25 protein-coding genes and 1 tRNA gene are annotated in these 24,547 nt (G+C 59.8%); 12 read left to right on the top strand and 14 right to left on the bottom strand.

The features are described 5' to 3' along the window. Positions 1 to 79 precede the first annotated feature (79 nt). Positions 80 to 1,111 carry an L-idonate 5-dehydrogenase gene (locus ACUTJJ_RS06820; protein WP_445541732.1) on the top strand — a complete coding sequence of 344 codons (1,032 nt, stop codon included), beginning with the start codon at positions 80 to 82 and terminating at the stop codon, positions 1,109 to 1,111. 203 nt (positions 1,112 to 1,314) lie between these two features. Here the strand turns inward: ACUTJJ_RS06820 and ACUTJJ_RS06815 are convergent, their stop codons facing one another. The 7 genes from ACUTJJ_RS06815 to ACUTJJ_RS06785 all read right to left on the bottom strand — a co-directional run bounded on the left by ACUTJJ_RS06815 (position 1,315) and on the right by ACUTJJ_RS06785 (position 6,745). Further along, on the bottom strand, positions 1,315 to 1,503 hold the full coding sequence (locus ACUTJJ_RS06815; RefSeq protein ID WP_445541731.1) for a hypothetical protein: 189 nt from the start codon (positions 1,501 to 1,503) through the stop codon (positions 1,315 to 1,317). Positions 1,504 to 1,525: 22 nt separating this feature from the next. Further along, positions 1,526 to 1,957 carry a DUF3597 domain-containing protein gene (locus ACUTJJ_RS06810; RefSeq protein WP_404495663.1) on the bottom strand — a complete coding sequence of 144 codons (432 nt, stop codon included), beginning with the start codon at positions 1,955 to 1,957 and terminating at the stop codon, positions 1,526 to 1,528. Positions 1,958 to 1,969: 12 nt separating this feature from the next. Beyond that, positions 1,970 to 2,221 (bottom strand): GlsB/YeaQ/YmgE family stress response membrane protein, encoded by a 252-nt coding sequence (locus ACUTJJ_RS06805; RefSeq protein WP_003508605.1) that lies wholly within the window; start codon positions 2,219 to 2,221, stop codon positions 1,970 to 1,972. A 147-nt stretch (positions 2,222 to 2,368) separates the two neighbouring features. Further along, positions 2,369 to 3,235, bottom strand: coding sequence for a carboxylating nicotinate-nucleotide diphosphorylase (nadC, locus tag ACUTJJ_RS06800; RefSeq protein WP_445541730.1), 867 nt, complete (start codon positions 3,233 to 3,235; stop codon positions 2,369 to 2,371). 1 nt (position 3,236) lies between these two features. Then, positions 3,237 to 4,805 carry an L-aspartate oxidase gene (locus tag ACUTJJ_RS06795; protein WP_445541729.1) on the bottom strand — a complete coding sequence of 523 codons (1,569 nt, stop codon included), beginning with the start codon at positions 4,803 to 4,805 and terminating at the stop codon, positions 3,237 to 3,239. Continuing rightward, positions 4,802 to 5,773: a quinolinate synthase NadA gene (gene nadA, locus ACUTJJ_RS06790; protein ID WP_445541728.1), complete on the bottom strand. Its 972-nt coding sequence runs from the start codon at positions 5,771 to 5,773 to the stop codon at positions 4,802 to 4,804. The genes ACUTJJ_RS06795 and nadA overlap by 4 nt, the downstream gene beginning before the upstream one ends. A 69-nt stretch (positions 5,774 to 5,842) precedes the next feature. Continuing rightward, on the bottom strand, positions 5,843 to 6,745 hold the full coding sequence (locus tag ACUTJJ_RS06785) for an NUDIX hydrolase (RefSeq protein ID WP_296072523.1): 903 nt from the start codon (positions 6,743 to 6,745) through the stop codon (positions 5,843 to 5,845). A gap of 208 nt (positions 6,746 to 6,953) precedes the next feature. On the opposite strand from ACUTJJ_RS06785, the gene ACUTJJ_RS06780 reads away from it, so the two are divergent. Continuing rightward, on the top strand, positions 6,954 to 7,328 hold the full coding sequence (locus tag ACUTJJ_RS06780) for a PAS domain-containing protein (RefSeq protein ID WP_296072525.1): 375 nt from the start codon (positions 6,954 to 6,956) through the stop codon (positions 7,326 to 7,328). A 269-nt stretch (positions 7,329 to 7,597) separates the two neighbouring features. On the opposite strand, the gene ACUTJJ_RS06775 is transcribed toward ACUTJJ_RS06780, so the two are convergent. Further along, a tRNA-Ala gene (locus ACUTJJ_RS06775) sits at positions 7,598 to 7,673 on the bottom strand. A 153-nt stretch (positions 7,674 to 7,826) separates the two neighbouring features. Next, a complete protein-coding gene (locus ACUTJJ_RS06770; RefSeq protein ID WP_063947181.1) occupies positions 7,827 to 8,213 on the bottom strand; it encodes a TIGR02300 family protein in 387 nt (128 codons plus the stop codon). Positions 8,214 to 8,439: 226 nt separating this feature from the next. Here ACUTJJ_RS06770 and cmk point away from each other — a divergent pair, with 226 nt between their 5' ends. Both cmk and rpsA read left to right on the top strand, forming a co-directional pair. Next, on the top strand, positions 8,440 to 9,072 hold the full coding sequence (gene cmk, locus ACUTJJ_RS06765) for a (d)CMP kinase (RefSeq protein ID WP_063947255.1): 633 nt from the start codon (positions 8,440 to 8,442) through the stop codon (positions 9,070 to 9,072). Positions 9,073 to 9,241: 169 nt separating this feature from the next. Further along, positions 9,242 to 10,942, top strand: a complete 1,701-nt coding sequence (gene rpsA, locus ACUTJJ_RS06760; protein WP_063947182.1) for a 30S ribosomal protein S1 — start codon at positions 9,242 to 9,244, stop codon at positions 10,940 to 10,942. A gap of 93 nt (positions 10,943 to 11,035) precedes the next feature. Here rpsA and ACUTJJ_RS06755 read toward each other — a convergent pair whose 3' ends face one another. The 4 genes from ACUTJJ_RS06755 to ACUTJJ_RS06740 form a co-directional block, all read right to left on the bottom strand. Next, positions 11,036 to 12,592 (bottom strand): hypothetical protein, encoded by a 1,557-nt coding sequence (locus ACUTJJ_RS06755; RefSeq protein ID WP_445541727.1) that lies wholly within the window; start codon positions 12,590 to 12,592, stop codon positions 11,036 to 11,038. A 258-nt stretch (positions 12,593 to 12,850) separates the two neighbouring features. After that, positions 12,851 to 13,159 carry a hypothetical protein gene (locus ACUTJJ_RS06750; RefSeq protein WP_445541726.1) on the bottom strand — a complete coding sequence of 103 codons (309 nt, stop codon included), beginning with the start codon at positions 13,157 to 13,159 and terminating at the stop codon, positions 12,851 to 12,853. Positions 13,160 to 13,207: 48 nt separating this feature from the next. Beyond that, positions 13,208 to 14,440: a hypothetical protein gene (locus ACUTJJ_RS06745; protein ID WP_445541725.1), complete on the bottom strand. Its 1,233-nt coding sequence runs from the start codon at positions 14,438 to 14,440 to the stop codon at positions 13,208 to 13,210. Positions 14,441 to 14,524: 84 nt separating this feature from the next. Then, the gene (locus ACUTJJ_RS06740; protein ID WP_445541724.1) at positions 14,525 to 15,151 is read right to left on the bottom strand and encodes a ribonuclease D; all 627 of its coding nucleotides are present in this window, start codon (positions 15,149 to 15,151) and stop codon (positions 14,525 to 14,527) included. Between the two features lie 160 nt (positions 15,152 to 15,311). Here ACUTJJ_RS06740 and ACUTJJ_RS06735 point away from each other — a divergent pair, with 160 nt between their 5' ends. From ACUTJJ_RS06735 to ACUTJJ_RS06700, 8 genes are all read left to right on the top strand, one after another. Then, positions 15,312 to 15,923, top strand: coding sequence for a nucleoside 2-deoxyribosyltransferase (locus ACUTJJ_RS06735; protein ID WP_445541723.1), 612 nt, complete (start codon positions 15,312 to 15,314; stop codon positions 15,921 to 15,923). Continuing rightward, positions 15,920 to 16,669, top strand: coding sequence for an SDR family oxidoreductase (locus tag ACUTJJ_RS06730; RefSeq protein WP_445541722.1), 750 nt, complete (start codon positions 15,920 to 15,922; stop codon positions 16,667 to 16,669). Before ACUTJJ_RS06735 ends, ACUTJJ_RS06730 begins: the two co-directional genes overlap by 4 nt. A gap of 531 nt (positions 16,670 to 17,200) precedes the next feature. Continuing rightward, complete coding sequence (locus ACUTJJ_RS06725; RefSeq protein ID WP_445541721.1) at positions 17,201 to 18,388, top strand: M24 family metallopeptidase; 1,188 nt, start codon at positions 17,201 to 17,203, stop codon at positions 18,386 to 18,388. Positions 18,389 to 18,505: 117 nt separating this feature from the next. After that, positions 18,506 to 20,110, top strand: coding sequence for an ABC transporter substrate-binding protein (locus ACUTJJ_RS06720; RefSeq protein ID WP_063947190.1), 1,605 nt, complete (start codon positions 18,506 to 18,508; stop codon positions 20,108 to 20,110). Between the two features lie 63 nt (positions 20,111 to 20,173). Then, positions 20,174 to 21,181, top strand: a complete 1,008-nt coding sequence (locus tag ACUTJJ_RS06715) for an ABC transporter permease subunit (RefSeq protein WP_004437854.1) — start codon at positions 20,174 to 20,176, stop codon at positions 21,179 to 21,181. Beyond that, positions 21,178 to 22,092, top strand: a complete 915-nt coding sequence (locus ACUTJJ_RS06710; protein WP_063947192.1) for an ABC transporter permease subunit — start codon at positions 21,178 to 21,180, stop codon at positions 22,090 to 22,092. The genes ACUTJJ_RS06715 and ACUTJJ_RS06710 overlap by 4 nt, the downstream gene beginning before the upstream one ends. A gap of 3 nt (positions 22,093 to 22,095) precedes the next feature. Then, positions 22,096 to 22,935: an ABC transporter ATP-binding protein gene (locus ACUTJJ_RS06705; RefSeq protein ID WP_063947193.1), complete on the top strand. Its 840-nt coding sequence runs from the start codon at positions 22,096 to 22,098 to the stop codon at positions 22,933 to 22,935. Beyond that, positions 22,932 to 23,777, top strand: coding sequence for an ATP-binding cassette domain-containing protein (locus ACUTJJ_RS06700; RefSeq protein ID WP_296072175.1), 846 nt, complete (start codon positions 22,932 to 22,934; stop codon positions 23,775 to 23,777). Before ACUTJJ_RS06705 ends, ACUTJJ_RS06700 begins: the two co-directional genes overlap by 4 nt. A gap of 80 nt (positions 23,778 to 23,857) precedes the next feature. On the opposite strand, the gene ACUTJJ_RS06695 is transcribed toward ACUTJJ_RS06700, so the two are convergent. Beyond that, a complete protein-coding gene (locus ACUTJJ_RS06695) occupies positions 23,858 to 24,532 on the bottom strand; it encodes a GntR family transcriptional regulator (protein WP_445541720.1) in 675 nt (224 codons plus the stop codon). Between the last annotated feature and the right edge of the window lie 15 nt (positions 24,533 to 24,547).

The raw sequence follows: 24,547 nt of genomic DNA, 5'->3' as shown, positions 1-24,547 counted from the left end.
ACGCGCTACATTCGTGGAGGCGACGGATGTAAGCTATATTTGTCACGTCGCGGAGGGGCGACGTCAAACGGAGATATCAATGAGAGCGATTGTTGCCCACGGGGCGAAGGATGTCCGCATCGAAGAGCGGCCTGAGGAGATGCCGGGGCCAGGTGAAGTGCGGCTTCGTCTGGTCCGGGGCGGAATCTGCGGCAGCGATCTGCATTATTACAACCATGGCGGCTTCGGCGCGGTGCGCCTTCGGGAACCCATGGTGCTCGGGCATGAGGTCTCGGCCATTATCGAAGAGCTGGGCGATGGTGTGGAGGGGTTGAAGGTCGGTGGGCTTGTTGCGGTTTCGCCCTCCCGCCCATGCAGGACATGCCGCTATTGCCAGGAAGGCCTGCACAATCAGTGTCTCAACATGCGCTTTTACGGCAGCGCGATGCCTTTCCCCCATATCCAGGGCGCTTTCCAAGAAGTTCTGGTGGCAGATGCATTGCAGTGCGTACCGGCCGATGGCTTGAGCGCTGGAGAAGCAGCCATGGCGGAACCCCTGGCGGTGACGCTGCATGCGACGCGCCGCGCTGGCGATCTGCTGGGAAAACGGGTGCTTGTGACTGGCTGCGGCCCCATCGGCATTCTTTCCATTCTCGCCGCCCGGCGTGCGGGTGCTGCTGAGATCATCGCGACCGACCTTTCCGATTTCACGCTCGCCAAGGCGCGTGAAGCGGGGGCGGACCGTGTCATTAACAGCAAGGACGAGCCTGATGCGCTGGCGGCCTATGGTGCCGACAAGGGGACTTTCGATGTTCTCTATGAATGCTCTGGGGCTGCGGTGGCGCTCGCGGGCGCGATTCCGGCGCTGCGGCCGCGGGGGATTATCGTTCAGCTTGGTCTCGGCGGCGATATGAATCTGCCGATGATGGCGATTACCGCGAAAGAACTCGATCTGCGCGGCTCGTTCCGCTTCCACGAAGAATTCGCTACCGGCGTCGAATTGATGCGCAAAGGCCTGATCGACGTCAGACCGTTTATCACGCAGACTGTCGATCTAAACGATGCTATCTCGGCTTTCGAATTTGCCTCGGACCGCAGTCGTGCCATGAAGGTGCAGATCGCGTTTTCGTAATGCGACCGTGCGAGCGTCGTCTAGAACCTCACCGATGGGACTGACGACTGCAAGCATCCGCTAGGTGTTACCGATATCATTCTCGGATTGATCGGTCTCGCGCGCTAAGATGGGATGGCAGTGGTCACGTGGACATTGAAGAAGGGCAGCATCCAGTCCGGATGCTGCCCGATTTTAATCAGTCGCGTCTGAACGACTGGCCGTCAGTGAATGGAGATGCCGCGCTTGTCCGCCTCTTCTTTGATGATGTCTTCGACGACGGTCCTTTTCAGATCAGGATTTCCGAGAAGGTAATCGTCGGCGATTTCGAAGATCGACTTGGGATGCTCGGTCCTGTGCAAGGTGTCGAGGTCCTGACCGATCTGCTCTCGAAGGCTGGAATAATCGTCCATTGCGGCGCTCCCTTATTATCGTTCAGTCGAGAAGCTCGGCCGGAACCTTGCCACCATTTTCGGAAAGCTTCTTGATAACGGCCTTGTGCAGCCAGATGTTCATGGTCGCCGAGTCCGAAGTGTCGCCGGTGTAACCCAGTTCGCTCGCCAGCTCCTTGCGGGCCGTGAGGCTGCTGTCGAGGTCGAGAGCTTTCAGAAGATCAACGATGGAGTGTTTCCAGTCGAGTTTCTGGCCGTTCTTTTTGACAGCGGCATCAAGAATGGAGGCGACGTCAACATTGCCTGTTGCTGCGGGGGCCGGCGCCGCGGTTGTTGGCGCAGGCGCGGCAGGTGCTGCCGGGCTTGTCGCCGTCGGGCTCGCGGTGGATGTCGGCGTTCCGGCAGGCGCGGAGGTCTGTGGTGCCGCTTCGGCCTTGCCGAAAATCGCGTTCTTGATCTTGTCGAAAAAGCTCATGGTGTCCTCCCCTTACCTGCGGAATGCCCGCCCGATCGCGATGAGTATGCAGGCACCAATGAAGCCGGCGATGAGGTAACCGATCCAGCCGCCGAGCGAAATGCCCACAAGTCCGAGAAGGAAATTCGCGACAATCGCGCCAATGATGCCGAGAATGATGTTCATGAAAACACCCATATTGCTTTTCATGAACTGTTCGGCGAGCCAACCGGCTACGCCGCCGATGATGATTGCTGCAATCCAGCCAACTTGTGCGTCTTCCATAACAGGCCTTTCCTTTCTTTAAGAGAGGTCAGGAGGCTTATGGACCCGCATGTTTACGCACGTCCCCCCGCCTTGAAATGACCCCAGGCGGGATTATAACGACGGTACGGAAATTTTGTTCCGCGCGGCGTGTAAGCTTCGACCGTTTCAACCCTGGCTCTTAAAATCCAGCCCGATGTCGAGCACCGGTGCGCTGTGCGTCAACCAGCCAATCGAAATGAGGTCGACGCCGGACGCGGCAATGGCCGGCGCGGTTTGAGGATTGATGCGGCCGGAGGCTTCGGTAATGGCGCGACCGGCGACGAAGTGGACCGCCTCGCGCAATTGTTCTGGCGTCATGTTGTCGAGGAGGACGGCGTCCACGCCTTCTTCCATCGCCTCTTGCAACTGCGCCAGCGTATCCACCTCCACCTCGATCTTGACGAGATGCCCGACACCCGTCTTTGCGCGGCGGATGGCGTGGCGCACGCTGCCTGAGACGGCGATATGGTTGTCCTTGATCAGAACCGCATCATAAAGGGCAAAGCGGTGGTTCATGCCGCCACCGGCGCGCACCGCATATTTTTCCATCGCTCTCAGCCCCGGTGTCGTCTTGCGGGTGCAGGCGACCGAAGCCTTGGAGCCGGCAATGGCCGCGACGATTCTTGCCGTCACGGAAGCGATGCCTGAGAGATGGCCGAGGAAATTGAGCGCCGTCCGCTCTGCCGTCAAAAGGCCACGGGACGGCCCCTCTATCGTTGCGATGATGTCGCCCGGTTCGACCGTTGCACCGTCCATCACATTCCGGTTCATGACGATGGCGGTGTCCACCAGCTGAAAGGCGAGCTCCGCGGCATCGAGACCGGCGATAACGCCCGGTTCGCGCGCGGCCATAACGACCACCGAGCGATGATCGGCAGGTATGACGGCGTTGGAGGTGATGTCGCCCGCCAGGCCCAGATCTTCCAGAAGGGCGTTACGAACGATTGGTTCGAGGAGGAGCCGGGGCAGGGGTGGAAGGGTGGAAACGGTCATATCAGGCGCTCCGCGCAAAGCTGGCCGCAGGACGGTCGGACGACACAAATTCATGGGCGATGGTGGTGATGTTGCTGAGGTTCAGCCTGCGCCTCGTGGCGACGGCGTGCCGCCCGGGAAAATCGTCGCGGAAATGCGCGCCGCGCGATTCTGCACGCAGCGCCGCGAAGACCGCGACGGCTAGTGCAACAAGCGCTGGATCCGATGCGGCGCCATTTCTCTCTGCCAAGGGCAGAAGATCGCGGATCGCATTGGTCAGTCCCTCTGCATGTCTTGCAATACCGAGGTGGCGTGAAACGATGGGCCTGATGAGAGAGAGATCGGGCGCAGGAAAATCCGGTAGGGGCAGCGTCGGTATAGTTGCCGCCGCTCTTCCGGCGGAGGCGGGTCTGCCGGCAATGTCCTGCGCCGCCCGCATGCCCATGGCGGCCGCTTCGAGCAGGGAATTGCTGGCGAGCCTGTTTGCCCCGTGCAGGCCGGTGCAGGCGGCTTCGCCGGCAACCCAGAGGCCCGGCACGGAGCTGCGCCCATTGCCATCGGTTGCGACGCCGCCCATGTGGTAATGCACGGCCGGGCGGACGGGAATGAGGTCACGGGCCGCGTCTATCCCCGCTTCCCTGCAGAGCCAGTCGATTGCGGGGAAACGGGTAGAGAACTTTGAGCCGGGCGACTTGCGCGCATCGAGAAAGACCTTGCCGCCGCGCTCGATTTCACGGTTGATGGCGCGGGCGACGATGTCCCGCGGCGCAAGTTCCCCACCCGGCGTCGCAGCCATGAAACGGTCGCCACTTTCGTTGACGAGCACCGCGCCTTCTCCTCGCACGGCCTCGCTGACCAGCGCCAGCGGCCGCCGGGTCGAAGAAAGTGCGGTGGGGTGAAACTGCACGAACTCCATGTCGGCAAGAATGGCGCCGGCGCGCGCGGCAAGCATGATGCCCTGCCCGAAATTGGCCGGTGGGTTGGTCGTCGCGTCGTAAAGCCCGCCAAGGCCGCCAGTCGCGAGGACAACTTCCGTAGCCGGAAGGGTAAAACAGCCTTTCGGACCGAGGCATGCAACGCCGGCGACCACGCCGTCCTGCGTCAGCAGCCGACGCACGTCCGTGCCATCAAGAACCGAGGTCGATGGCGTGCGAAGAACGGCCGCTGCAAGCGCGCTGACGATCGCGGCGCCCGACCCGTCGCCTTCCGCGTGGAGAATGCGACGCCGACTATGAGCGGCTTCGAGCCCGAACACGTAGTTGCCCTTGGCGTCGCGGTCAAAGCGAACGCCCGCCCGCTCCAGTGCGTCGATGACGGCGGGTGCCGATGAAACAATTTCGACTGCGAGATCCTCATCGCAAAGGCCATCGCCTGCAGCAAGAGTATCGGCCAGGTGAAGCGCGGGACGGTCATCAGGCCCAAGGCTTGCTGCGATGCCTCCCTGCGCCCAAGCACTGGAGGTTTCTCCGCCCAAGGCGGCACGCGTGAGAAGCAGCACGGGCCGCGGGGCAAGCGTCAGCGCCGTCATCAGGCCGGCAATGCCGCTTCCGACGATAACGGTCCAGCCCGCTTGCGGATGGCCCTTGCTCATATGTTCAGCATCCTCTCCACAGCGCGGCGCGCGGCAACGGCGATGGCCGGATCAACCGTCACTTCGTGGCGGTTTTCCTCCAGCGCCGTGCGGATGTTGCCAAGCGTGATGCGTTTCATATGCGGGCAGAGATTGCAGGGACGGATGAATTCGACATCCGGGTGATGCACGGCGACGTTGTCGCTCATCGAGCACTCGGTTAGCAACACCACGCGGGCGGGGCGCTCGCGGCTGACATAGTCGGACATGACGGCGGTTGAGCCGGAAAAATCTGCGGCCTCCACGACATCGGGTGGGCATTCCGGGTGCGCCAGCACGGTCACACCGGGATGGCTTTCCCTGAGTTCCCTGATGTCATCGGCGGTGAAAAGCTCATGCACCTCACAATGGCCGCGCCATGCTATCAGCTCCACATGGGTTTCGCGCGCGACGTTTTTCGCCAGATATTCGTCCGGCAACATCAGCACACGGGGCACGCCGAGGGATTCCACCACCTGACGCGCATTGCCTGAGGTGCAGCAGATATCGGAGGCGGCCTTCACGGCCGCAGACGTATTCACATAGGTCACAACGGGCACGCCGGGATAGGCTTTGCGCAGAAGGGCGATATCCTCGGGCGTGATGGAATCGGCGAGCGAACAGCCAGCACCCATATCCGGAATGAGCACGGTTTTTTCCGGGTTGAGGAGCTTGGCCGTCTCCGCCATGAAATGCACGCCTGCGACGACGATCACATCCGCTTCCACCTCCATTGCCTTGCGGGCGAGCGCCAGGCTATCGCCGACGATGTCCGCCACGCCATGGAAGATTTCCGGTGTCTGGTAATTGTGGGCGAGGATGACGGCGTTGCGGTCGCGCTTCAGCGCGAGGATGGCGTTTACATCGTCCTGAAAGCTCATCCATTCCGCTTTGGGAATGACGCGGGAAACGCGGTCGTAAAGGCTTGCAGCGGAAATCGGTTCGTTCACGGACGCCTCCCATTAATGCTCTAATTGAGCATATGTCGTCCAAATACATATTCTCATCATGAGCATATGTCAATTGCGGGAGAGGGGAAGCTTTGATCCAGAAAGCGCGCGTTCATCAAGAACGGTTTGACGAAAGCGGAAGAGTTTGGCTGGGCGTCCGCCGGTCTCGGTGGTCACGTCGCCGGTTTCTTCGACCAGTTGCTGCAACTCGATCAGTCGGCGGAAATTCTGTTTGTGCAGCGTGAGGCCCGCCAGGGCCTCGACAGCGCGTTGAAGCTGGAGGAGCGTGAAGGCATCCGGCATGAGTTCGAAAACCACCGGACGATATTTGATCTTCGCTCGCAGGCGCGCGATGCCGGTGGCAAGGATGCGGCGGTGATCGGCAAACATCGGCTTGCCGAAATTGATCCGTGGTTCGCCCTGCGCTTCCTCGACCAGCCCGGCTTCATAGAGCAGCTCGTACCGTTGCAGGGTAAGTTCTTCGTTCCATCCGCCGCCATCAAGGCCGAAGGTGAAGTTGGCCCGCAGATGACGCTGGTCCTTGCAGGCGGTGTCGGAATCGGCCCAGTCGCGGAGCCGGTCGATGATACTTCCCAGAATTTCGGGACGGCCCTTGCGATGATCCTCCCAGGGGAAATAGTCGTACCAGCCGTGCCACAGCGCGCGTCTCCCGCCCGACGCTTCCTGCTCGCGCACCAGGCCGAGATAACCGATCGAGATCGTTCTCCCGCCTGGAATGTCGTTGTTACGGTCGCGATCGGCGAAGGTGTAGAGCTGCTCCAGGTAACCAACCGGGTGGTGCGTCTGCTCGTGGATCCATTCACGCAACCCGCTCTGGAGTGTCCTGTGTCCGAATTCGAAAGGCCCGGAGGGTAGGGCGATACCTTCCCGAACGGTCATCACACGCGGTTCATCCGTCGTCATCGCGGTAACGACGGCAATGAGTTCGGCGTGGGCAAGCCCGATTGTCACGGCTGGTCCTTTTATCGTTGTCCCCAGGATCAATCTTCTTTGGCACAGGATGCCTGGTTCGCCAACATGGCCGCTAAAATGCGCTGTCGATAAAACGCCTGTTCGCACAATCGCGGCCCGTCAGACAAAAGGATGAACTCTTGGCATTAGCCGTCCGGCATCAGCTATGTTACAGAGCCGCCGCAAGCTTTTCAGACCATAAAGGCTAGTGTTGGACAACATATCTTTCGAAGAGACACTTGTGGGTTATTACACCTGGAACGTCGGGCCGAATCTGGTTTATCTGGATGCCGTAGCCGCCCATCTGCGCGAATTTTCCCCGGAACAGGGCGCAAGAGGCATTCCGGTCGAGGATTTCATTGCCCAAATCGAAAACGGTTCGCGCGCACGCGTTGCTCAGGCCGTCTATAATTCCCTTACCAATGGCGTGTTTTATGACCAGGAATACCGCATCCAGCTGAGGGCGGGCGGTTTTCGCTGGTTGCGCACGACGGGACGAGTAATTCTGGACAGCGACCGTCTTCCGATCATGGCGATGGGCACGGTGAGGGATGTGACGGCCGGCAAGGTTCTGCTGATGTAGCAGACGGCTGGACGCCACGAAGCCGGCTGATCAATTCATGCATTGCCTGATGGTGCGGTGAGGTTCTGGGCCGGAGTGCGTGGGACCGGTCAACATATCATCGGCCTCCGCCTGCGGCACGCGGGCTCACCGGTGCTGAAGCATCGTCTGTGTGACATATATCTGGATGCCCGCATCAGGCACGAGGATGTGCGGCGTGGCGACAAAACGCGATGCTCGGACATCGTTTTACGTTTTTGCGCAAAGAGATTTTACTGCTGAGAAGGATTTGGTGGAGCTAAGCGGGATCGAACCGCTGACCTCTTGCATGCCATGCAAGCGCTCTCCCAGCTGAGCTATAGCCCCATAAGGGTTCCGGCATTTCTTCCGGTTCCGGGAACCGAAGCGGTTGTTGTTTCCGTTCGGTGGCGGCTTACTACTTCGGCTTTCCGGTGAGTGCAAGCATAAAAAACGGCCCGGCGTCATTTTTTTGTCGCCGGGCCGGATTATCATGGAAAATCAAGCTTCTTCGTCGTCACCCGGTACGCCGATGATGCCGGACATGTCGTCGTCGTCATCTTCGTCGTCGGTTTCGAGGAAGGTGTCGTCATCATCGTCGATTTCGACGTCGTCGTCGTCACCCAGATCAGGGATGTCGTCGCCGCTGTTGTCGCCATCGGCATCTTCCAGCGAGACGAGTTCGACTTCCGTGTTTTCGGTATCGACTTCCGCCACTTCCTCTTCTTCAGCCTGCTCCATCTTGGCCTGGGCGGTGCTTTCCTCGAAGAAGGAGAGCGGCCAGGACTTGCCGGTGTAGGGAGAAACGACCGGGTCGCGGTTCAGATCGTAGAACTTCTTGCCGGTATCGGGGTCTGTGCGCTTGGTACCAAGTTCCGCTTTTGCCACTGTCTAAGCCTCAAATTGTCGAATGAGTTTCGGTGTGTACGCCGTGAAACCGGCATAGACGGTAAAATTTATAGCCGGTCCCCTTAATCGTTGCGCTCTTTCGTGTCAAAGACAAACTTCGCGTGCTACCTCCGCTGGCGCAAGCCCTATGCGTCTATGCTGATGTAATAGGAGAGGCTTCGCACACATTATTATAGTGACGACGGATGCACGGACGGAACGCTTCATGACCTTCACGATTGCCATAGATGGGCCAGCCGCGGCCGGCAAAGGAACCCTTTCCCGCAGGATAGCCGAGACCTATGGCTTTCATCACCTTGATACTGGCCTGACCTACCGCGCGACCGCTAAAGCTCTTCTGGATGCCGGGCTGCCGCTCGATGATGAGACCGTCGCGGAGAGAATAGCGCTGGAGGTCGATCTTGCCGGCCTGGATCGCGCCGTGCTTTCCCGGCACGATATCGGCGAGGCTGCGTCAAAGATTGCGGTGATGACGCCCGTGAGGCGCGCGCTGGTCGAGGCGCAGCAGCGCTTTGCCGCAAAGGAGCCCGGTACGGTGCTTGATGGCCGCGACATCGGGACCGTCGTCTGCCCGGACGCGCCGGTGAAGCTCTATGTGACGGCTTCTCCAGACGTGCGGGCGCGCCGGCGCTACGATGAAATTCTGGAGAGTGGCGGCGCCGCGGATTATGATTCCATTTTCGCCGAGGTGAAAAAACGTGACGAGCGGGACATGGGCCGTGCCGACAGCCCGTTGAAACCGGCTGAAGACGCGCACTTGCTAGATACGTCGGAAATGAGTATAGAGGCGGCGTTTCAGGCCGCGCGCACGATTATCGACGCCGCTCTGAAGAGATAGGTTTTTCGCGGAACGGCTTGTCGCCATCTGCGTTTAGTCCGGAATTGCCTGAAGACATGTCCTTGCGCCGGAAAGCCTCTTGAAGAGGCGGGCATGGGTTCGGGTATCAACAACACTAGCCCACCGGCGCTTTGTATTCGCCCCCGTGCGGATGCATTCAGGAGATTTCATGTCAGTATCTACCCCCACGCGCGACGATTTCGCAGCGCTTCTCGAAGAATCCTTTGCCTCTAACGATCTTGCCGAAGGCTATGTTGCCAAGGGTATCGTCACGGCAATCGAGAAGGACGTCGCCATCGTTGACGTCGGCCTCAAGGTCGAAGGTCGCGTTCCGCTCAAGGAATTCGGCGCAAAGTCCAAGGACGGCACGCTGAAGGTTGGCGACGAAGTTGAAGTGTACGTCGAGCGCATCGAAAACGCTCTCGGCGAAGCTGTTCTGTCGCGCGAAAAGGCTCGTCGTGAAGAAAGCTGGGTCAAGCTCGAAGCCAAGTTCGAAGCTGGCGAGCGCGTCGAAGGCGTTATCTTCAACCAGGTCAAGGGTGGTTTCACCGTCGATCTGGACGGCGCTGTTGCCTTCCTTCCGCGTTCGCAGGTCGACATCCGTCCGATCCGCGACGTGACCCCGCTGATGCACAACCCGCAGCCCTTCGAAATCCTCAAGATGGACAAGCGTCGCGGCAACATCGTCGTTTCGCGTCGTACGGTTCTCGAGGAGTCGCGTGCCGAGCAGCGTTCTGAAATCGTTCAGAACCTCGAAGAAGGCCAGGTTGTTGACGGCGTCGTCAAGAACATCACCGATTACGGTGCGTTCGTTGACCTCGGCGGCATCGACGGCCTGCTGCACGTCACCGACATGGCATGGCGCCGCGTCAACCATCCTTCGGAAATCCTCAACATTGGCCAGCAGGTCAAGGTTCAGATCATCCGTATCAACCAGGAAACCCACCGTATCTCGCTCGGCATGAAGCAGCTCGAGTCGGATCCGTGGGATGGCATCTCCGCCAAGTACCCGGTTGGCAAGAAGATCTCCGGTACGGTCACGAACATCACCGACTACGGTGCATTCGTTGAGCTGGAGCCGGGCATCGAAGGCCTGATCCACATTTCCGAAATGTCCTGGACCAAGAAGAACGTACACCCCGGCAAGATCCTGTCCACGAGCCAGGAAGTTGACGTTGTCGTTCTCGAGGTCGATCCGTCCAAGCGCCGCATCTCGCTCGGTCTCAAGCAGACGCTTGAAAACCCGTGGCAGGCATTCGCTTACAGCCATCCGGCTGGCACGGAAGTCGAAGGCGAAGTCAAGAACAAGACCGAATTCGGCCTGTTCATTGGCCTCGAAGGCGATGTCGACGGCATGGTACACCTGTCGGACCTCGACTGGAACCGTCCGGGCGAGCAGGTCATCGAAGAGTACAACAAGGGTGACGTCGTTAAGGCTGTCGTTCTCGACGTTGACGTTGAGAAGGAACGCATCTCGCTCGGCATCAAGCAGCTCGGCAAGGACGCTGTCGGCGAAGCCGCTTCTTCCGGCGACCTGCGCAAGAACGCAGTCGTTTCCGCTGAAGTCACCGCGGTCAACGATGGCGGCATCGAAGTGAAGCTCGTCAACCACGAAGACCTCACCTCGTTCATCCGTCGCGCTGATCTCTCCCGTGACCGTGACGAGCAGCGCCCTGAGCGCTTCTCCGTTGGCCAGGTTGTCGACGCCCGCGTCGTCAACTTCTCGAAGAAGGACCGCAAGGTCATGCTTTCGATCAAGGCTCTGGAAATTGCTGAAGAGAAGGAAGCCGTCGCACAGTTCGGTTCGTCCGACTCGGGCGCTTCGCTCGGCGACATCCTCGGCGCGGCTCTGAAGAACCGCGGCGAATAATCGCCAAGATCGTTGAAATGAAGAACCCGCCGGAATTTCCGGCGGGTTTTTTATTGCTTGCAGCTCATCCGTATGGGGGCAGCGAGCCGCTTTTCAGAGCATGCCGCTCATCTTCAGGTAATAGTTTTCTGCACTGTCGTCGGACGTTGCTGGGGACCCGCTCACCTGCTCCCCGCTCGTGTCATTGGCGGCGATGCGTTCTTCCTTGTCTTCCTGATTATCGCGATCCTCAGCCCCAGCCTCGGCTTCCTCTTCCGCCTCTTCCTCTGAAAAAGGTCCACCACCCCGCGGTGGCGTTTCCGATTCGTAGTCCTCATCCGCTGGCGGGTAGGCGACGATCGGTAGTGGCGTGCCGTCTTTCGCAAGAGCCGCGGCGAGCAGGGATTGCGAGGCCGTTTGCTCCAGCATCGCCGTTCTCGCTTCCGGGTCGAGCGTCGCGCGCGGCGACATCTGGGGCTCCGGGCGATTGGCCGCAGCGTCCGTCTCGTCGCCAACGGGATGAGATGTAGGCGTTGCGAGGGCGGCTTTTTCCGTGGCCTGATCGTCAGACTGCTGTTGCGCAGCGCTTTGCGGCGCGGGCAGAGCCTGCTGCATAACGGCTGCCTTGAGCGGAAGCCTGCCTGTTGCGGCCGCAAGCAACAGGGTGTTTATGGTTTCGGCATCGTCCGTCCGAGGACCGGATGGTGGGATGACGCCCGTGCGGGTTTCCTTCGAATCGGTCTTGGTCAATTCCCGATGCGCAACGGCAGGGCGGGTTTCACCATTGTCGATGCGGGGCAAGTTTGGCAGACGGTTGTCACCTGACATCTCCTTCGCCCCGCCGCCGGCTTGCGGCGGAAGCGGACGTGCGGCGTCGTTTGCTCGTCCATCCGGTTTGGCGATATTGCTCGGCACCTCATCCGTGTCGGCCAATACGACTTGCTTTGTGGTGCGAAATTCGGGCGGCGTAGTTAGAGCCGCGACCGTTGCTTTCACCGCTGCGCCACTGAGGACGAGCGGGCCGATGAGCATGGGAAGAAGTTTGGTGGCGCCTGCGGCGTTCGCCGCCGGCGCTGTGGGGGCGAAGGATGGGCGGGGTTCGATAGTCTGATTCGGTGCTGTCTGCTGTCTCGGCTGGCCGGGCGGTGCAGCGGTCGTCTCGGAATGAGCCACATTGTTCTGCTGATAGGATGAAACCGCGGCCCTGGCCGCCAAATCCGCACCCTTGTATCGGGAAAGCTCTATCAGCAGCGCCAAACGAGCAGCATCCGGCCCGGTCGGCTGTTTGAGAATGTCGGCGAGCATTGTCAGGGTCAAACCCTGCAGCGCCTTGCCGACCTGTTGTTCCAATGCCAGGCGCTGCGATGCTGGCAAGGCGCGGAGCGCCTCCGTCAGTCGCGTCACGTAGGTCTGGATAGCCTCGCCGTCCCGGCGTGGCAGGTTCATAAGCTTGCCCAGCGCTTCTGCCAGAACAGCAGTGCTGCGGGAGAGCTGAAATTCGCCGGTGAGCGAGGCGACGGCGGCCCGGGGGAAGAGGCTGCCACTGGTTTCAGGGGCAGGATCGCCCATCCGTGTCGGCACGATTTCTTTCACCGGCGTGCGCGTGGTCACCAAAACGGTGGTCCCACTGGCGGCGTCGGCTGCTGCGATTTTCGGTACAGGCGGTAACATGCTGCGCTCCGTTCCTATCGGTGACCGCCGCTGGCTGCGAGAGGCCAATCCCCATTGGCCTCGTGATCCGCATCTGGCTCGAATGGTGAGAAATCGCCGCGCCGGTGATGTACAGGTGTCATCTCGCCCGCTCATGCGGGAGCGCCGTATGCGTCTCTGCCCGCGTCAACGGTTCCAGCGCATACAGAATCATCTGGTTCAATCCTGGCTTGCAACTGTTAAGATTTGGCTAACCGGCCCCGCGCCGTAGGCGCGCAGTCAGGGAGAGACGCCGATGAACATGCGATAGAGGCCGTTATCGTCGGAATTCACCGAGGAAATATGGTCCGCGTCGCTTGAAGGAGCTTCGTACGAAACCGGTGGCATGGCATCAAGCCAACTCGCCATGGGCAAGCTGCGCTCCGGCCGCCTCTCCACCGTGGACATGGGTTGCTCCTCGCCGGCGGCTGCAGCAATGGTCGCGTCGTCGGGTACAAGCGGCGGGGCGGCCATGGACAGCAGGGCTCGCGCCACATTGTGCTCATCGTCGTAAAGGACCTCGCCGGGCAAGCCGGGAATATCGGTCATGTCTGAACTCACATCATGTTTCGCTCAAGGGAATGGTCCGAACGGCAGTCATGCCGCCTTTTTCTTCAGCAGTTCGTAAAGCCCATTGTCATCGATCGAGATCGGCAGAATGGCGGCGCGGGCGTCATTAACAACGGCCTGCGCTTTAAGCAGTTCTTCAGCATCATTTTCCACGTCAGCTGGACTTTCGGCCGCCGCTTCTGCCTTTGCCGGCTCATCTTGGTTTTCAGTTGGAGCGGTGTCTTCGTTCGATTTCGCTGCTAATACGGAGATGAGCGTCGTTTCAGGCAAGGTATCGCTCGGCTTCTGCTTGTTGGTGCCGTCTGCCTTTTTGTCCATGGAAGCATCGATGTGCTCCTTCACGGCATCCTGAAGCTCCTGCACGTCCTCAAGCTTGCCCTGCGCATTGAGCGCCTTGATTTCCTCCTCGCGCTCGGCCTTGACTTCGGCATCGTTGATTTCGCCGATCTCTTCCTTGCGGCGTTCGGCTTGCAGCTCCTCCTTCGTCTTCGGATCGGCGACATCTTCAAGGCGCTGGATAATCTTCAACGTCTCCCGCGTCATGAATTGCGTGCCCTGCACCTGCTCGTTCAGGGCATTTTTCACCGCGCGCGCCTCGTCCCCATAGGGGTTCGCGATAGCAGCGATCATCTGTTTTGCCGAAATGCCGAGTTCCTTGAGCCCCGTGACCTCTTCGAGCTCGGTGTCGTTTTTCGGCAAGGTTGCACGCATGGCCATGATGACCGTCGACATCTGCGCGCCGAAATTCTCCTCCTGACCCGTCAATCCCGCGCGCTTTGCGATGCGGGCGGCGAGAGCAGCCATGGCATCGGTCTTGGCATTGATACCGTTGTTCAGCACCTCCACAACCTGCGCCTCCGAAACGCCGAAGGATTTCAGAGAAATCGTCGTGGCTTTTCCCTGCACGTCGGTTTTGCTGAAACTCGTCGTCAGGGTGAGGGCGTCCTGAAGCCGCCGCGCGAAGGAGAAGCTTGATTCATCGGCTTCCTGTGTGACGCCAAGGGCGGAGGAAAAGCGGGAGACAAGGGATGCGAATGCGTTCGGGTCCTGTTTCATGAAACCGAACAGATAGGCACTGATCTTTTCGTTGGCGATACGATGGCTTTTGTCCGGCTGCGGCTGGGTCTTGACCGCATCATCCCTTTTGGTGCCGTTCGCCTTTTCCTGCTCTTCGCGCCGGCGGTCCTCTATGGCTTCCACCATCGAGCGCATTAGGTCGCTGACAGCAATACCCGCTGTCTGCTGTAGCGGAGTGATCATCCTTCACGGTTCCCGGCTGCCCAAAGTTGCAGCCGAGAATAGGCAGTTCTGGTAAATCAGACCTTAAACACAGGCTCGGGACGCTCAACTATGGGCGAAAATATCCGTTTCGTCCCAACCGAGAAGATCAAGCTTGGAGCGGGTCGGCAGGAAGGCAAAACAGGCGTCGGCATGATCGATTCGGCCGTCACGGATGAGGCGCGCGGTCAGCTTGTCACGTAGTGCGTGCAGATAAAGCACGTCGGAGGCGGCATATTCGAGCTGTGCCGGCGACAGGGTCTCCGCCGCCCAGTCGGAGGATTGCTGGGCCTTCGAGATATCGACTTCCAGCATTTCCTTGAGGTTGTCCTTCAGCCCGTGCCGATCCGTATAGGTGCGGCAGAGACGCGACGCGATCTTGGTGCAGAAGACCGGCGTGGTCGTGACCCCGAACGTATGGAACAGAACGGCGATATCGAAACGGCCATAGTGAAAAATCTTCTGATGGGCGGGGTCGGCCAGCATTCGGACGAGGTTCGGGGCCTCCGTCTGGCCGGCAGCAATGCGGATGACGTCAGCCGTGCCGTCGCCCGGTGAAAGCTGGACGACGCAGAGACGGTCGCGGCGCGGCACCAGCCCCAGCGTTTCCGTATCGACGGCGATGGCACCGGTGTAACGGGCGGCGTCTTCGGCGGAAATATCGCCTTCGTGGTAGCGGATGGTGGCTGCCATGTCTTGCTCCGAATTTTCCTGTCTGTCGAACCGGCTATAACGCAAAGGGCATCGGGGCGATACTGTTTATGGGCGGTTTCCGCCCTTCATCGGCTTGCCTTTGCGAAACAGCCCGGGTTAGGTTCAACACATTCCTTCCTTCAGATTGCATGAATTCCCCATGACAAAGAAAATCTATCTCGCTGGCCCGGAAGTTTTCCTCCCGAATGCGCGTGAGATGCTTGACCTCAAGGCAGCGCTCGCCCGGGAAGCGGGGTTTACGCCGCTCTCTCCAGGTGATTTGCAAATACCGCCGGCGGATACCAGGATCGGCCACGGCTGCAATATCAACGAAGTGGACGAGCGGATGATGCTCGAGGCCGATGCGGTGATTGCCAATCTCACGCCCTTTCGCGGGATCGCCGCCGATACCGGCACAAGCTACGAGCTTGGTTTCATGTGCGCGCTGGGTAAGCCGGTTTTCGCTTACACCAATGTCGCCGCCAATCATTTCTCGCGTATCAAGGCGCATTACAACGATGTTGCCACGATGGATGAAATGGGGCGGTATCGCGGACCGGACGGGCTATCCATCGAAAATTTCGACATGGTCGACAATCTCATGCTGCACGGCGGCATCCTGCGCCGGGGCGGGGTTGTCATTGTTGGCGATGCCGCAGAAGAGGCGCTGTATACGGATCTCGAGGCGTATAAACGCTGCCTTGCAGTGGCAGCCCAAAGATTGCTGACTGAAACTTATCCTGAAAAAACGAATGTGGAGGCATCATCATGAGCGGCACCATCCTTATTACCGGCGCGACATCCGGCTTTGGCCAAGCGACGGCGCGGCGTTTCGTCAAGGAAGGCTGGAAGGTCATTGGCACCGGCCGGCGGGCGGAAAGGCTGGAGGCCCTATCGGCAGAACTCGGGCCCGCGTTCCATGGGGCAGCCTTTGACATTACCGATCAACCCGCGACCGAAGAGGCGTTGGCGGCTTTGCCGGAGGAATTAAAGGGCATCGACATTCTCGTCAACAATGCGGGTCTTGCTCTCGGCACCGCGCCCGCGCCGCAGGTGCCGCTGAAAGACTGGCAGACGATGGTCGACACCAACATCACCGGTCTGCTCAACATCACCCATCATCTTTTGCTAACGCTGATTGACCGCAAGGGCATTGTCGTCAATCTTGCCTCGGTCGCCGCGCATTATCCGTATACGGGCGGCAATGTTTACGGCGGGACGAAGGCTTTCCTGCGCCAGTTTTCGCTGGGCCTGCGTTCTGACCTGCATGGAAAGGGCGTGCGCGTAACGTCGATTGAGCCCGGCATGTGTGAAACCGAATTCACGCTGGTGCGCACCGGTGGAAACCAGGAAGCGTCGGACAATCTCTACAAGGGCGTTAACCCGATTACGTCCGAGGATATCGCCAACACGATCTACTGGGTGGCTTCACAGCCAAAACACATCAATATCAACAGCCTGGAGCTGATGCCAGTCAACCAGTCCTTTGCCGGTTTCCAGGTCTACCGCGAAAGCTGATGTCCCGCTGAACGATGTGTGCTGAAAAACAGAGCAAGATTCGGGGAGCTATGCAGATTTGCAATGCTGCATTGCGAGACTTGCTCTGTTAAAAATCGCAGGAACCGCTATATTCCAATCATCGAAGCGACGCACTCCTCCTCCCAGCGTCGCTCGATGTGGATCGGTGGTACTCCTCCTCCCAATCACCGATCAAGTTTGAAGCCTGCCGCACCTCCTCCCGCGGCAGGCTTTTTCCTTTTCTGGACCTCTCTTCGCAGAAATATTTTGGTGGCCGCTCCTCGTTGCCGGCTGACAATACCCTTGGATTTCCGGGGGCGCGCCAATTCAAGTCGTCAAGGCGACGGCAACCAAAATCGGGACGGTGTCGATCACATTTTCGTTATGTCTAGATAAATTTGCACAGTTTTCTCTTGCCACTCTCCAGCGGCCCATTGCTTCGCTCCATGCCTCTGTTTAAGCATGAGCAAAAGAACGCTTGGGAGGTGGCTGGCACTTTGATGTCTGCGGCCCCAAAGCGACGGGGAAAGAATGGCAGACTTACAAGAGGCGCTGAAACGTTTTCAGCCGGTCGCGGTTTCATCGATCGCTGAAGATGAGTTCAGGCTGCGGCTGCGCGGCCTTCAGGCGCGTATGATCCGTGAAAATGTGAAGGCGGTCTGGCTCGATGCTTCGTCGTCGCTGACCTATTATACCGGTTTGTCGCTTGGTTTGTCCGAGCGTATTCATGGTGCTCTCATTCCTTCTGAGGGCGCGCCGCTTTATATCAGCCCGACCTTCGAAGAACCGAAGCTGCAAACGCTCATCCGCATTCCCGGTGACGTCGCCGTTTGGGAAGAAGATGAAAATCCCTTCGATCTGATGTCTGATCGCATCGACGCTTTCAGCTGTCCTGGTCATCGCGTTGCGATCGATCCTGCTACGCCCTTTGTGTTTGCATCGGCGCTCATGCAGCGGCTGGAAGGGCGGATCATCTCCGCCCAGCCGATGATCGTTGCGCAACGGCAGGTAAAGTCCGCAGCCGAAATCGCCATCATCCAGACGGCAATGGACGCGAGCTACAGCGTGCAGAAGGCAGTGTTCGAAGGTCTTCGACCCGGAATATCGACGACCGAAGTCGCCGATTTTGTGAATGCCGCCCATATTGCGCTTGGCCTCAAGCCGCTTTTCGTGGCGGTGCAATTCGGTGAAGCGACGGCCTATCCGCATGGCGTTGCCCATGCACAGACGCTGAAGGCCGGCGACATGGTGCTCGTCGATCTCGGGGGTATTCTCCATGGATATCGCTCAGACATCACCCGCACTTACGTTTTCGGCACGCCGACCGATCGCCAGCGCTTCCTCTGGAACACAGAGCGCGATGCTCATGCCGCCGCCTTTGCCGCTGCGCGCCCGGGCGTCGCCTGTCAGGACGTCGACAAGGCCGCGCGCGACAGCCTGAAGGCGGCCGGTTTCGGTCCCGCTTATCAGGTTCCCGGCCTGCCGCACCGCACCGGCCATGGGCTGGGGCTGGATATTCATGAAGAACCCTATATCGTTGCTGGAAATGCGACGGTGCTGGAGCCGGGCATGTGTTTTTCCATTGAACCGATGCTGTGCGTCTATGGTGAATGCGGCGTCCGTCTCGAGGATATAGCTTATATGACGGAGGCAGGGCCGCGCTGGTTCTGCCCGCCGGAAACGAACCTCGACCGGCTGTTTCAGCCGGTTGCCGGGTAATTGGTCGGGAGGCAAAAGACCGAACGGCGACACGGAACCCATGTCGCTGCTGACCAGAAGAGGTAGGCCCCTGGAGGGGGCCGCAGGAACTCAGAAAAAGAGGGAAAGGACCATCAGATGAAAATGCTGACCCGCAGTTTGCTTATCGCTTCTGCACTTGCGATGACTTCCGCCATGCCAGCCATGGCGAAGACCTTCGTTTATTGCTCCGAGGCATCGCCGGAAGGCTTCGATCCGTCGCCTTATACCGCAGGCGGCACCTTCGACGCTTCCGCGCATCCGGTCTACAACCGTCTGACGGAGTTCAAGAAGGGCACGACCGAAGTAGAGCCCGGCCTTGCGGAAAAATGGGACGTTTCCAAGGATGGTCTCGAATACACTTTCCACCTGCGCAAGGGCGTCAAGTGGCACTCCAACGACAAGTTCACGCCGAGCCGCGAATTCAACGCTGACGACGTGATCTTCAGCTACAACCGCCAGGGCGACGCCAAGAACCCGTGGAACCAGTATATCGCCGGCATCACCTACGAATATTACAACTCCATGGAAATGCCGTCCCTGATCAAGGAAATCGTCAAGGTCGACGATTACACGGTCAAGTTCGTGCTGACCCGCCCGGAAGCGCCGTTCCTCGCCAATATCGCCATGCCTTTCGCATCGATCGTGTCGAAGGAATATGCCGATACGCTTGAGAAGGCCGGCACCAAGGAAGACTTCAACAACCTGCCGATCGGCACGGGTCCGTTCAAGTTCGTCGCCTATCAGAAGGACGCGGTCATCCGCTATCAGAAGAACGCCGATTACTGGGGTGAAGCCCCGAAGATCGACGACCTGATCTTCGCGATCACGCCTGACGCCGCCGTTCGCCTGCAGAAGCTGAAGGCCGGCGAATGCCACCTGATGCCTTATCCGGCTCCGGCTGACCTCGCCACCATCCGCGCCGACAAGAACCTCAAGCTCGATGAACAGCCGGGCCTGAACGTCGCTTACTTCGCCTACAACACGACCGTTGCACCTTTCGACAAGCCGGAAGTGCGCAAGGCGCTGAACATGGCGATGAACAAGCAGGCGATCATCGACGCCGTGTTCCAGGGTGCAGGCCAGGTTGCCAAGAACCCGATCCCGCCGACCATGTGGTCCTATAACGACAGCATCAAGGACGATGCTTACGATCCGGAAGCAGCCAAGAAGGCTCTCGAAGCCGCTGGCGTCAAGGATCTGTCGATGAAGATCTGGGCAATGCCGGTTCAGCGTCCGTACATGCCTAACGCCCGTCGCACCGCCGAGCTGATCCAGTCGGATTTTGCGAAGGTCGGCGTCAAGGCGGAGATCGTATCCTTCGAATGGGGTGAATATCTCAAGAAGTCCACCGAAACGAAGCGCGACGGTGCCGTCATCCTCGGCTGGACCGGCGACAACGGTGACCCGGACAACTTCCTCAGCGTTCTCCTGTCCTGCGCCGCAACCGGTGAAGGCGGTGCGAACCGTGCACAGTGGTGCAACAAGGAGTTCTCGGACCTGCTCGCCAAGGCAAAACAGACCACCGACGTTGCAGAGCGCACCAAGCTTTATGAGCAGGCCCAGGTGATCTTCAAGGAACAGGCTCCGTGGGCGACGCTTGCGCACTCCACGCAGTTCGTTCCCATGTCCGCCAAGGTTTCCGGCTTCACCATGAGCCCGCTTGGCGACTTCACCTTCGAAAACGTCGACATCGCGGAGTAATCCCCGAACAACCGGACGCGCGGAAGAACCCTGTTCTTCCGCGCGTCTTTTCAGGAAAAAACCATGATCCGGTTCATTCTCGGCAAACTTCTCTATCTCGTTCCGACCTTCCTCGGGATTACCATCGTCGCCTTCGCCTTCGTGCGCGTCCTGCCGGGCGATCCCGTGCTGTTGATGGCGGGCGAGCGTGGTATTTCGCCCGAACGGCATGCGCAGCTTGCCGAACAGCTCGGCTTTGCACAGCCCGTGTGGCAGCAATATCTCCATTTTCTCGGACGGCTGCTTCAGGGCGATCTCGGCAATTCGCTGGTCACCAAGAAGCCGGTTCTCACCGAGTTCCTGTCGCTCTTTCCCGCGACGGTCGAGCTTGGTCTCGTCGCCATCATCATCGCAACGCTGATCGGCGTGCCCGTTGGCGTCATCGCCGCCATCAGACGTGGTTCCTGGTTCGACCAGATTTCCATGACGACGGCTCTGGTTGGCTTTTCCATGCCGATCTTCTGGTGGGGGCTGCTGCTCATCATCATGTTCTCCGGTATCCTGCAATGGACGCCGGTTTCGGGCCGTATCTCGCTGATGTATTTCTTCCCCTCCGTCACCGGTTTCATGCTGATCGACAGCCTGATTTCGGGGCAGAAGGGCGCCTTCGCCTCAGCGTTTTCGCATCTTATCCTGCCCTCGGTGGTGCTTGCCACCATTCCGCTTGCCGTGATTGCGCGCCAGACGCGCTCGGCCATGCTGGAAGTACTCGGTGAGGATTATGTGCGCACGGCTCGCGCAAAGGGCATGTCGCCTTCGCGCGTCGTTGGCATTCATGCGCTGCGCAACGCCATGATCCCTGTCATCACCACTATCGGTCTCCAGATCGGCGTGCTGATGGCGGGTGCGATTCTGACAGAAACCATCTTTTCCTGGCCGGGTATCGGCAAGTGGATGATCGATTCCATCTCGCGCCGCGACTATCCGGTCGTGCAGAGCGGCCTGCTGTTGATTGCGGGCCTGGTGATGATCGTTAACCTGCTCGTCGATCTGACCTACGGCCTCATCAATCCAAGGATCCGTCACAAATGAGCGATGTGACCACAGCTCCGGTCGTCAGGCTTTCTGACGCTGCCATCCGCCGCCGGATGATCGCCGATTTCTGGTTTTATTTCCGCCAGAACCGCGGTGCCGTCATCGGCCTTGCTGTCTTCATCCTGTTGGTGCTTGTCGCGGTGTTCGCGCCGCTCATCGCGCCGCATGATCCGACCCAGCAATATCGCGACGCCCTCCTCGTGCCGCCGGTCTGGCAGGAAGGCGGCCGTGCCGGCTTCTTCTTCGGCACGGACGCCGTCGGGCGTGACATGTTGTCCCGCCTGATCTACGGCGCGCAATATTCGCTGTTCATCGGTATCGTTGTCGTCTCCATCGCGCTCGTCGGCGGCATCGTCATCGGTCTCATTGCTGGCTTTTTTGGTGGCTGGGTCGATTCCGTCATCATGCGCGTCATGGACGTCATCCTGGCGTTTCCATCGCTGCTTCTGGCGCTGGTGCTTGTCGCGATCCTTGGGCCGGGCCTCACCAACGCGATGATCGCGATTGCCATCGTCTATCAGCCGCATTTTGCCCGTCTGACGCGCGCTGCCGTCATGAGCGAGCTTCGGCGTGAATATGTCACGGCCGCGCGCGTGGCCGGTGCCGGCAATCTGCGGCTGATGTTCAAGACCATCCTGCCGAACTGCCTTGCGCCGCTGATCGTGCAGGCAACGCTTTCGTTCTCGTCCGCCGTTCTCGACGCGGCCGCACTCGGCTTCCTCGGCATGGGCGCTCAGCCGCCTGCCTCCGAATGGGGTACGATGCTTGCCGAAGCGCGTGAGTTCATTCTGCGCGCCTGGTGGGTTGTGACCCTTCCTGGCCTGACGATCCTGATCTCGGTGCTTGCCATCAACCTGATGGGTGACGGGCTGCGCGATGCGCTCGATCCCAAACTGAAGCGGAGCTGAGAGATGAGCCTGCTGAAAATCAAGAACCTGACGGTTAAATTCGCCACCGCGACAGGCGCGTTCACCGCCGTCGATGGCATCGATGTCTCCGTCGACAAGCACGAAGTGCTGGCGATCGTCGGTGAATCCGGTTCGGGCAAATCAGTCTCGATGCTCGCCGTCATGGGGCTTCTGCCCGATACGGCGACGATTACGGCGGATGAAATGGTGTTTGACGGCATCAACCTGCTGGCCATGTCGCCGCAGGAGCGCCGCAAGTTGATCGGCCGCGAGATTACCATGATCTTTCAGGAGCCGGTCGCCTCGCTCAATCCGTCTTTTACGGTCGGTTTCCAGATCGAGGAAGTTCTGCGCCTCAATCTCGGCATGGGCGGCGCTGCCGCGCGCGCCCGGGCGCTGGAACTGTTCCGCGCCGTCGGTATTCCCGATCCCGAGACGAAGCTGAAGGCCTATCCGCATCAGATGTCGGGCGGCCAGTGCCAGCGCGTGATGATTGCGATTGCGATCGCCTCCAAGCCGCGCCTTCTGATCGCCGACGAGCCGACGACTGCGCTCGACGTGACCATCCAGAAGCAGATCCTCGACCTGTTGATGAAGCTGCAGGAAGAATACGGAATGGCGCTGATCCTCATCACCCATGACATGGGTGTCGTTGCGGAAACCGCCGATCGCGTCGTGGTGCAATATAAGGGTCGCAAGATGGAGGAGGCAGATGTCTTGAGCCTCTTCGAAGCCCCGCAGCATCCCTACACCAAGGCATTGCTTTCGGCCCTGCCGGAAAATGCCACCGGCGACCGTTTGCCCACTGTCTCTGATTTCTTTGGCAAGGAGGGCGTTCGATGAGTATCGTTGTGGAAGGCAAGGGGATCACCCGCCATTACCACGTTCCCGGCGGCATTTTCGGCGGCGCAAAGACCGTTCAGGCGCTGAAGGGCATCGATTTTGCCGTCGAGCGCGGCAAGACGCTCGCCATCGTCGGCGAATCCGGATCGGGCAAGTCGACGCTCGCCCGCATCATCGCGCTGATCGACCCGGCGTCCGGCGGTGAGCTCAAGATCGAGGGCAAGCCGGTCGATATCGCCAAGCGCCGTCCGGACACGCAGATGCGCTCCAAGGTGCAGATGGTGTTCCAGAACCCCTATGGCAGCCTTAACCCGCGCCAGAAGGTGGGCGACGTGCTGATGGAGCCGCTCATCATCAATACCAAGATGCCGGCTTCCGAGCGCCGCGAGCGGGCCGAAGCCATGCTGGTGAAGGTCGGCCTTGGTCCTGAGCATTTCAATCGCTATCCGCACATGTTCTCGGGCGGCCAGCGCCAGCGCATCGCCATTGCGCGCGCGCTGATGCTGAACCCGGCGCTTCTGGTGCTGGACGAGCCGGTCTCGGCACTCGATCTTTCGGTGCAGGCACAGGTCTTGAATCTGCTGCGCGATCTGCAGGAAGAATTCGAGCTGACCTATGTCTTCGTGAGCCACGATCTTTCGGTGGTCCGCTATATAGCTGACGACGTGCTGGTCATTTCCAAAGGCGAAGCTGTGGAGCAAGGCACGCGTGAGGAGCTTTTCGCCGATCCGAAGCATCCCTATACGCGGCAGCTTTTTGCCGCCACGCCCGTCACGGATGTGGAGGCAATCCGCGCCCGCGTTGAACGCCGCAAGGCGGCGCGACAGGGCGCGACGGTGTGAAATCGACGCATCGATAGATCAACAAGTGAGAAGGGCCGGATTTCCGGCCCTTTCTTTTTCAGGCCTTAAATCGTGACAGGTCATGCCCCGGCCTCTTTTAGGAGCCGAACCTGACGCAGCGTGTTCTGGCGGCTGCGCTCCAGATGCCGCCACAGCGCATCGATGATCTGGGCCTTACTGCCGGCGGCAATGGCGTCGGCAATATTCTGGTGCTCCTCGACCGAGCGGGCGTAATCACCGAGGATCGAGACGAAGACCGTGTGGGTCTGGTCGAGAATGCGCTCATGCGAGCCGGAAATGACGGGAATGCGCGCCGCCGACACAAGGGTCGTGTGGAAGCTGCGGTCATAAAAAAGCGCTTTCGACAATTCGTCCAGGGTCGAGCCCTTGGCGAACTCGCGATGTTTCGCAAGGCTTTCCAGCAGTGTCGCGTGCAGCGCTCCGTCCAGTTGGCCGGCATCGAAGGCCACATCCACCGCACCTTTTTCGAGCAGCATTCTGGCGGCGTAAAGTTCCTCCACATCCTCCACGGTGAAATTGCGCACCACCATGCCGCGACGGGAGGAATTGACCACCAGGCCATCGGCCTCGAGTTTCAGGCAGGCTTCCTTGACCGGCGTGGGGCTGATGCCAAGATCGGCGGCAAGCTCATTGGGCAGCAGCCGTTCGCCGCCGCGCAATCTGCCGCTGACGATGCGCGCGCGCAGTTCCTGATGCGCCTGTTCGGCGAGCGTGACTTTGACCAGCGAGTTCATGGCGGCATCATTGCC

It is taken from the genome of Agrobacterium sp. DKPNP3 (assembly GCF_052686535.1).
The sequence above is the reverse complement of the archived record's forward strand: the minus strand, read 5'-3'. Positions and strand labels throughout refer to the sequence as shown.

Coding starts and splice junctions, on each gene's coding strand:
- ACUTJJ_RS06820 (WP_445541732.1), top strand. CDS start 80: ATGAGAGCGATTGTTGCCCACGGGGCGAAGGATGTCCGCATCGAAGAG.
- ACUTJJ_RS06815 (WP_445541731.1), bottom strand. CDS start 1,503: ATGGACGATTATTCCAGCCTTCGAGAGCAGATCGGTCAGGACCTCGAC.
- ACUTJJ_RS06810 (WP_404495663.1), bottom strand. CDS start 1,957: ATGAGCTTTTTCGACAAGATCAAGAACGCGATTTTCGGCAAGGCCGAA.
- ACUTJJ_RS06805 (WP_003508605.1), bottom strand. CDS start 2,221: ATGGAAGACGCACAAGTTGGCTGGATTGCAGCAATCATCATCGGCGGC.
- nadC (WP_445541730.1), bottom strand. CDS start 3,235: ATGACCGTTTCCACCCTTCCACCCCTGCCCCGGCTCCTCCTCGAACCA.
- ACUTJJ_RS06795 (WP_445541729.1), bottom strand. CDS start 4,805: ATGAGCAAGGGCCATCCGCAAGCGGGCTGGACCGTTATCGTCGGAAGC.
- cmk (WP_063947255.1), top strand. CDS start 8,440: ATGACCTTCACGATTGCCATAGATGGGCCAGCCGCGGCCGGCAAAGGA.
- rpsA (WP_063947182.1), top strand. CDS start 9,242: ATGTCAGTATCTACCCCCACGCGCGACGATTTCGCAGCGCTTCTCGAA.
- ACUTJJ_RS06755 (WP_445541727.1), bottom strand. CDS start 12,592: ATGTTACCGCCTGTACCGAAAATCGCAGCAGCCGACGCCGCCAGTGGG.
- ACUTJJ_RS06750 (WP_445541726.1), bottom strand. CDS start 13,159: ATGACCGATATTCCCGGCTTGCCCGGCGAGGTCCTTTACGACGATGAG.
- ACUTJJ_RS06745 (WP_445541725.1), bottom strand. CDS start 14,440: ATGATCACTCCGCTACAGCAGACAGCGGGTATTGCTGTCAGCGACCTA.
- ACUTJJ_RS06740 (WP_445541724.1), bottom strand. CDS start 15,151: ATGGCAGCCACCATCCGCTACCACGAAGGCGATATTTCCGCCGAAGAC.
- ACUTJJ_RS06735 (WP_445541723.1), top strand. CDS start 15,312: ATGACAAAGAAAATCTATCTCGCTGGCCCGGAAGTTTTCCTCCCGAAT.
- ACUTJJ_RS06730 (WP_445541722.1), top strand. CDS start 15,920: ATGAGCGGCACCATCCTTATTACCGGCGCGACATCCGGCTTTGGCCAA.
- ACUTJJ_RS06725 (WP_445541721.1), top strand. CDS start 17,201: ATGGCAGACTTACAAGAGGCGCTGAAACGTTTTCAGCCGGTCGCGGTT.
- ACUTJJ_RS06720 (WP_063947190.1), top strand. CDS start 18,506: ATGAAAATGCTGACCCGCAGTTTGCTTATCGCTTCTGCACTTGCGATG.
- ACUTJJ_RS06715 (WP_004437854.1), top strand. CDS start 20,174: ATGATCCGGTTCATTCTCGGCAAACTTCTCTATCTCGTTCCGACCTTC.
- ACUTJJ_RS06710 (WP_063947192.1), top strand. CDS start 21,178: ATGAGCGATGTGACCACAGCTCCGGTCGTCAGGCTTTCTGACGCTGCC.
- ACUTJJ_RS06705 (WP_063947193.1), top strand. CDS start 22,096: ATGAGCCTGCTGAAAATCAAGAACCTGACGGTTAAATTCGCCACCGCG.
- ACUTJJ_RS06700 (WP_296072175.1), top strand. CDS start 22,932: ATGAGTATCGTTGTGGAAGGCAAGGGGATCACCCGCCATTACCACGTT.
- ACUTJJ_RS06695 (WP_445541720.1), bottom strand. CDS start 24,532: ATGAACTCGCTGGTCAAAGTCACGCTCGCCGAACAGGCGCATCAGGAA.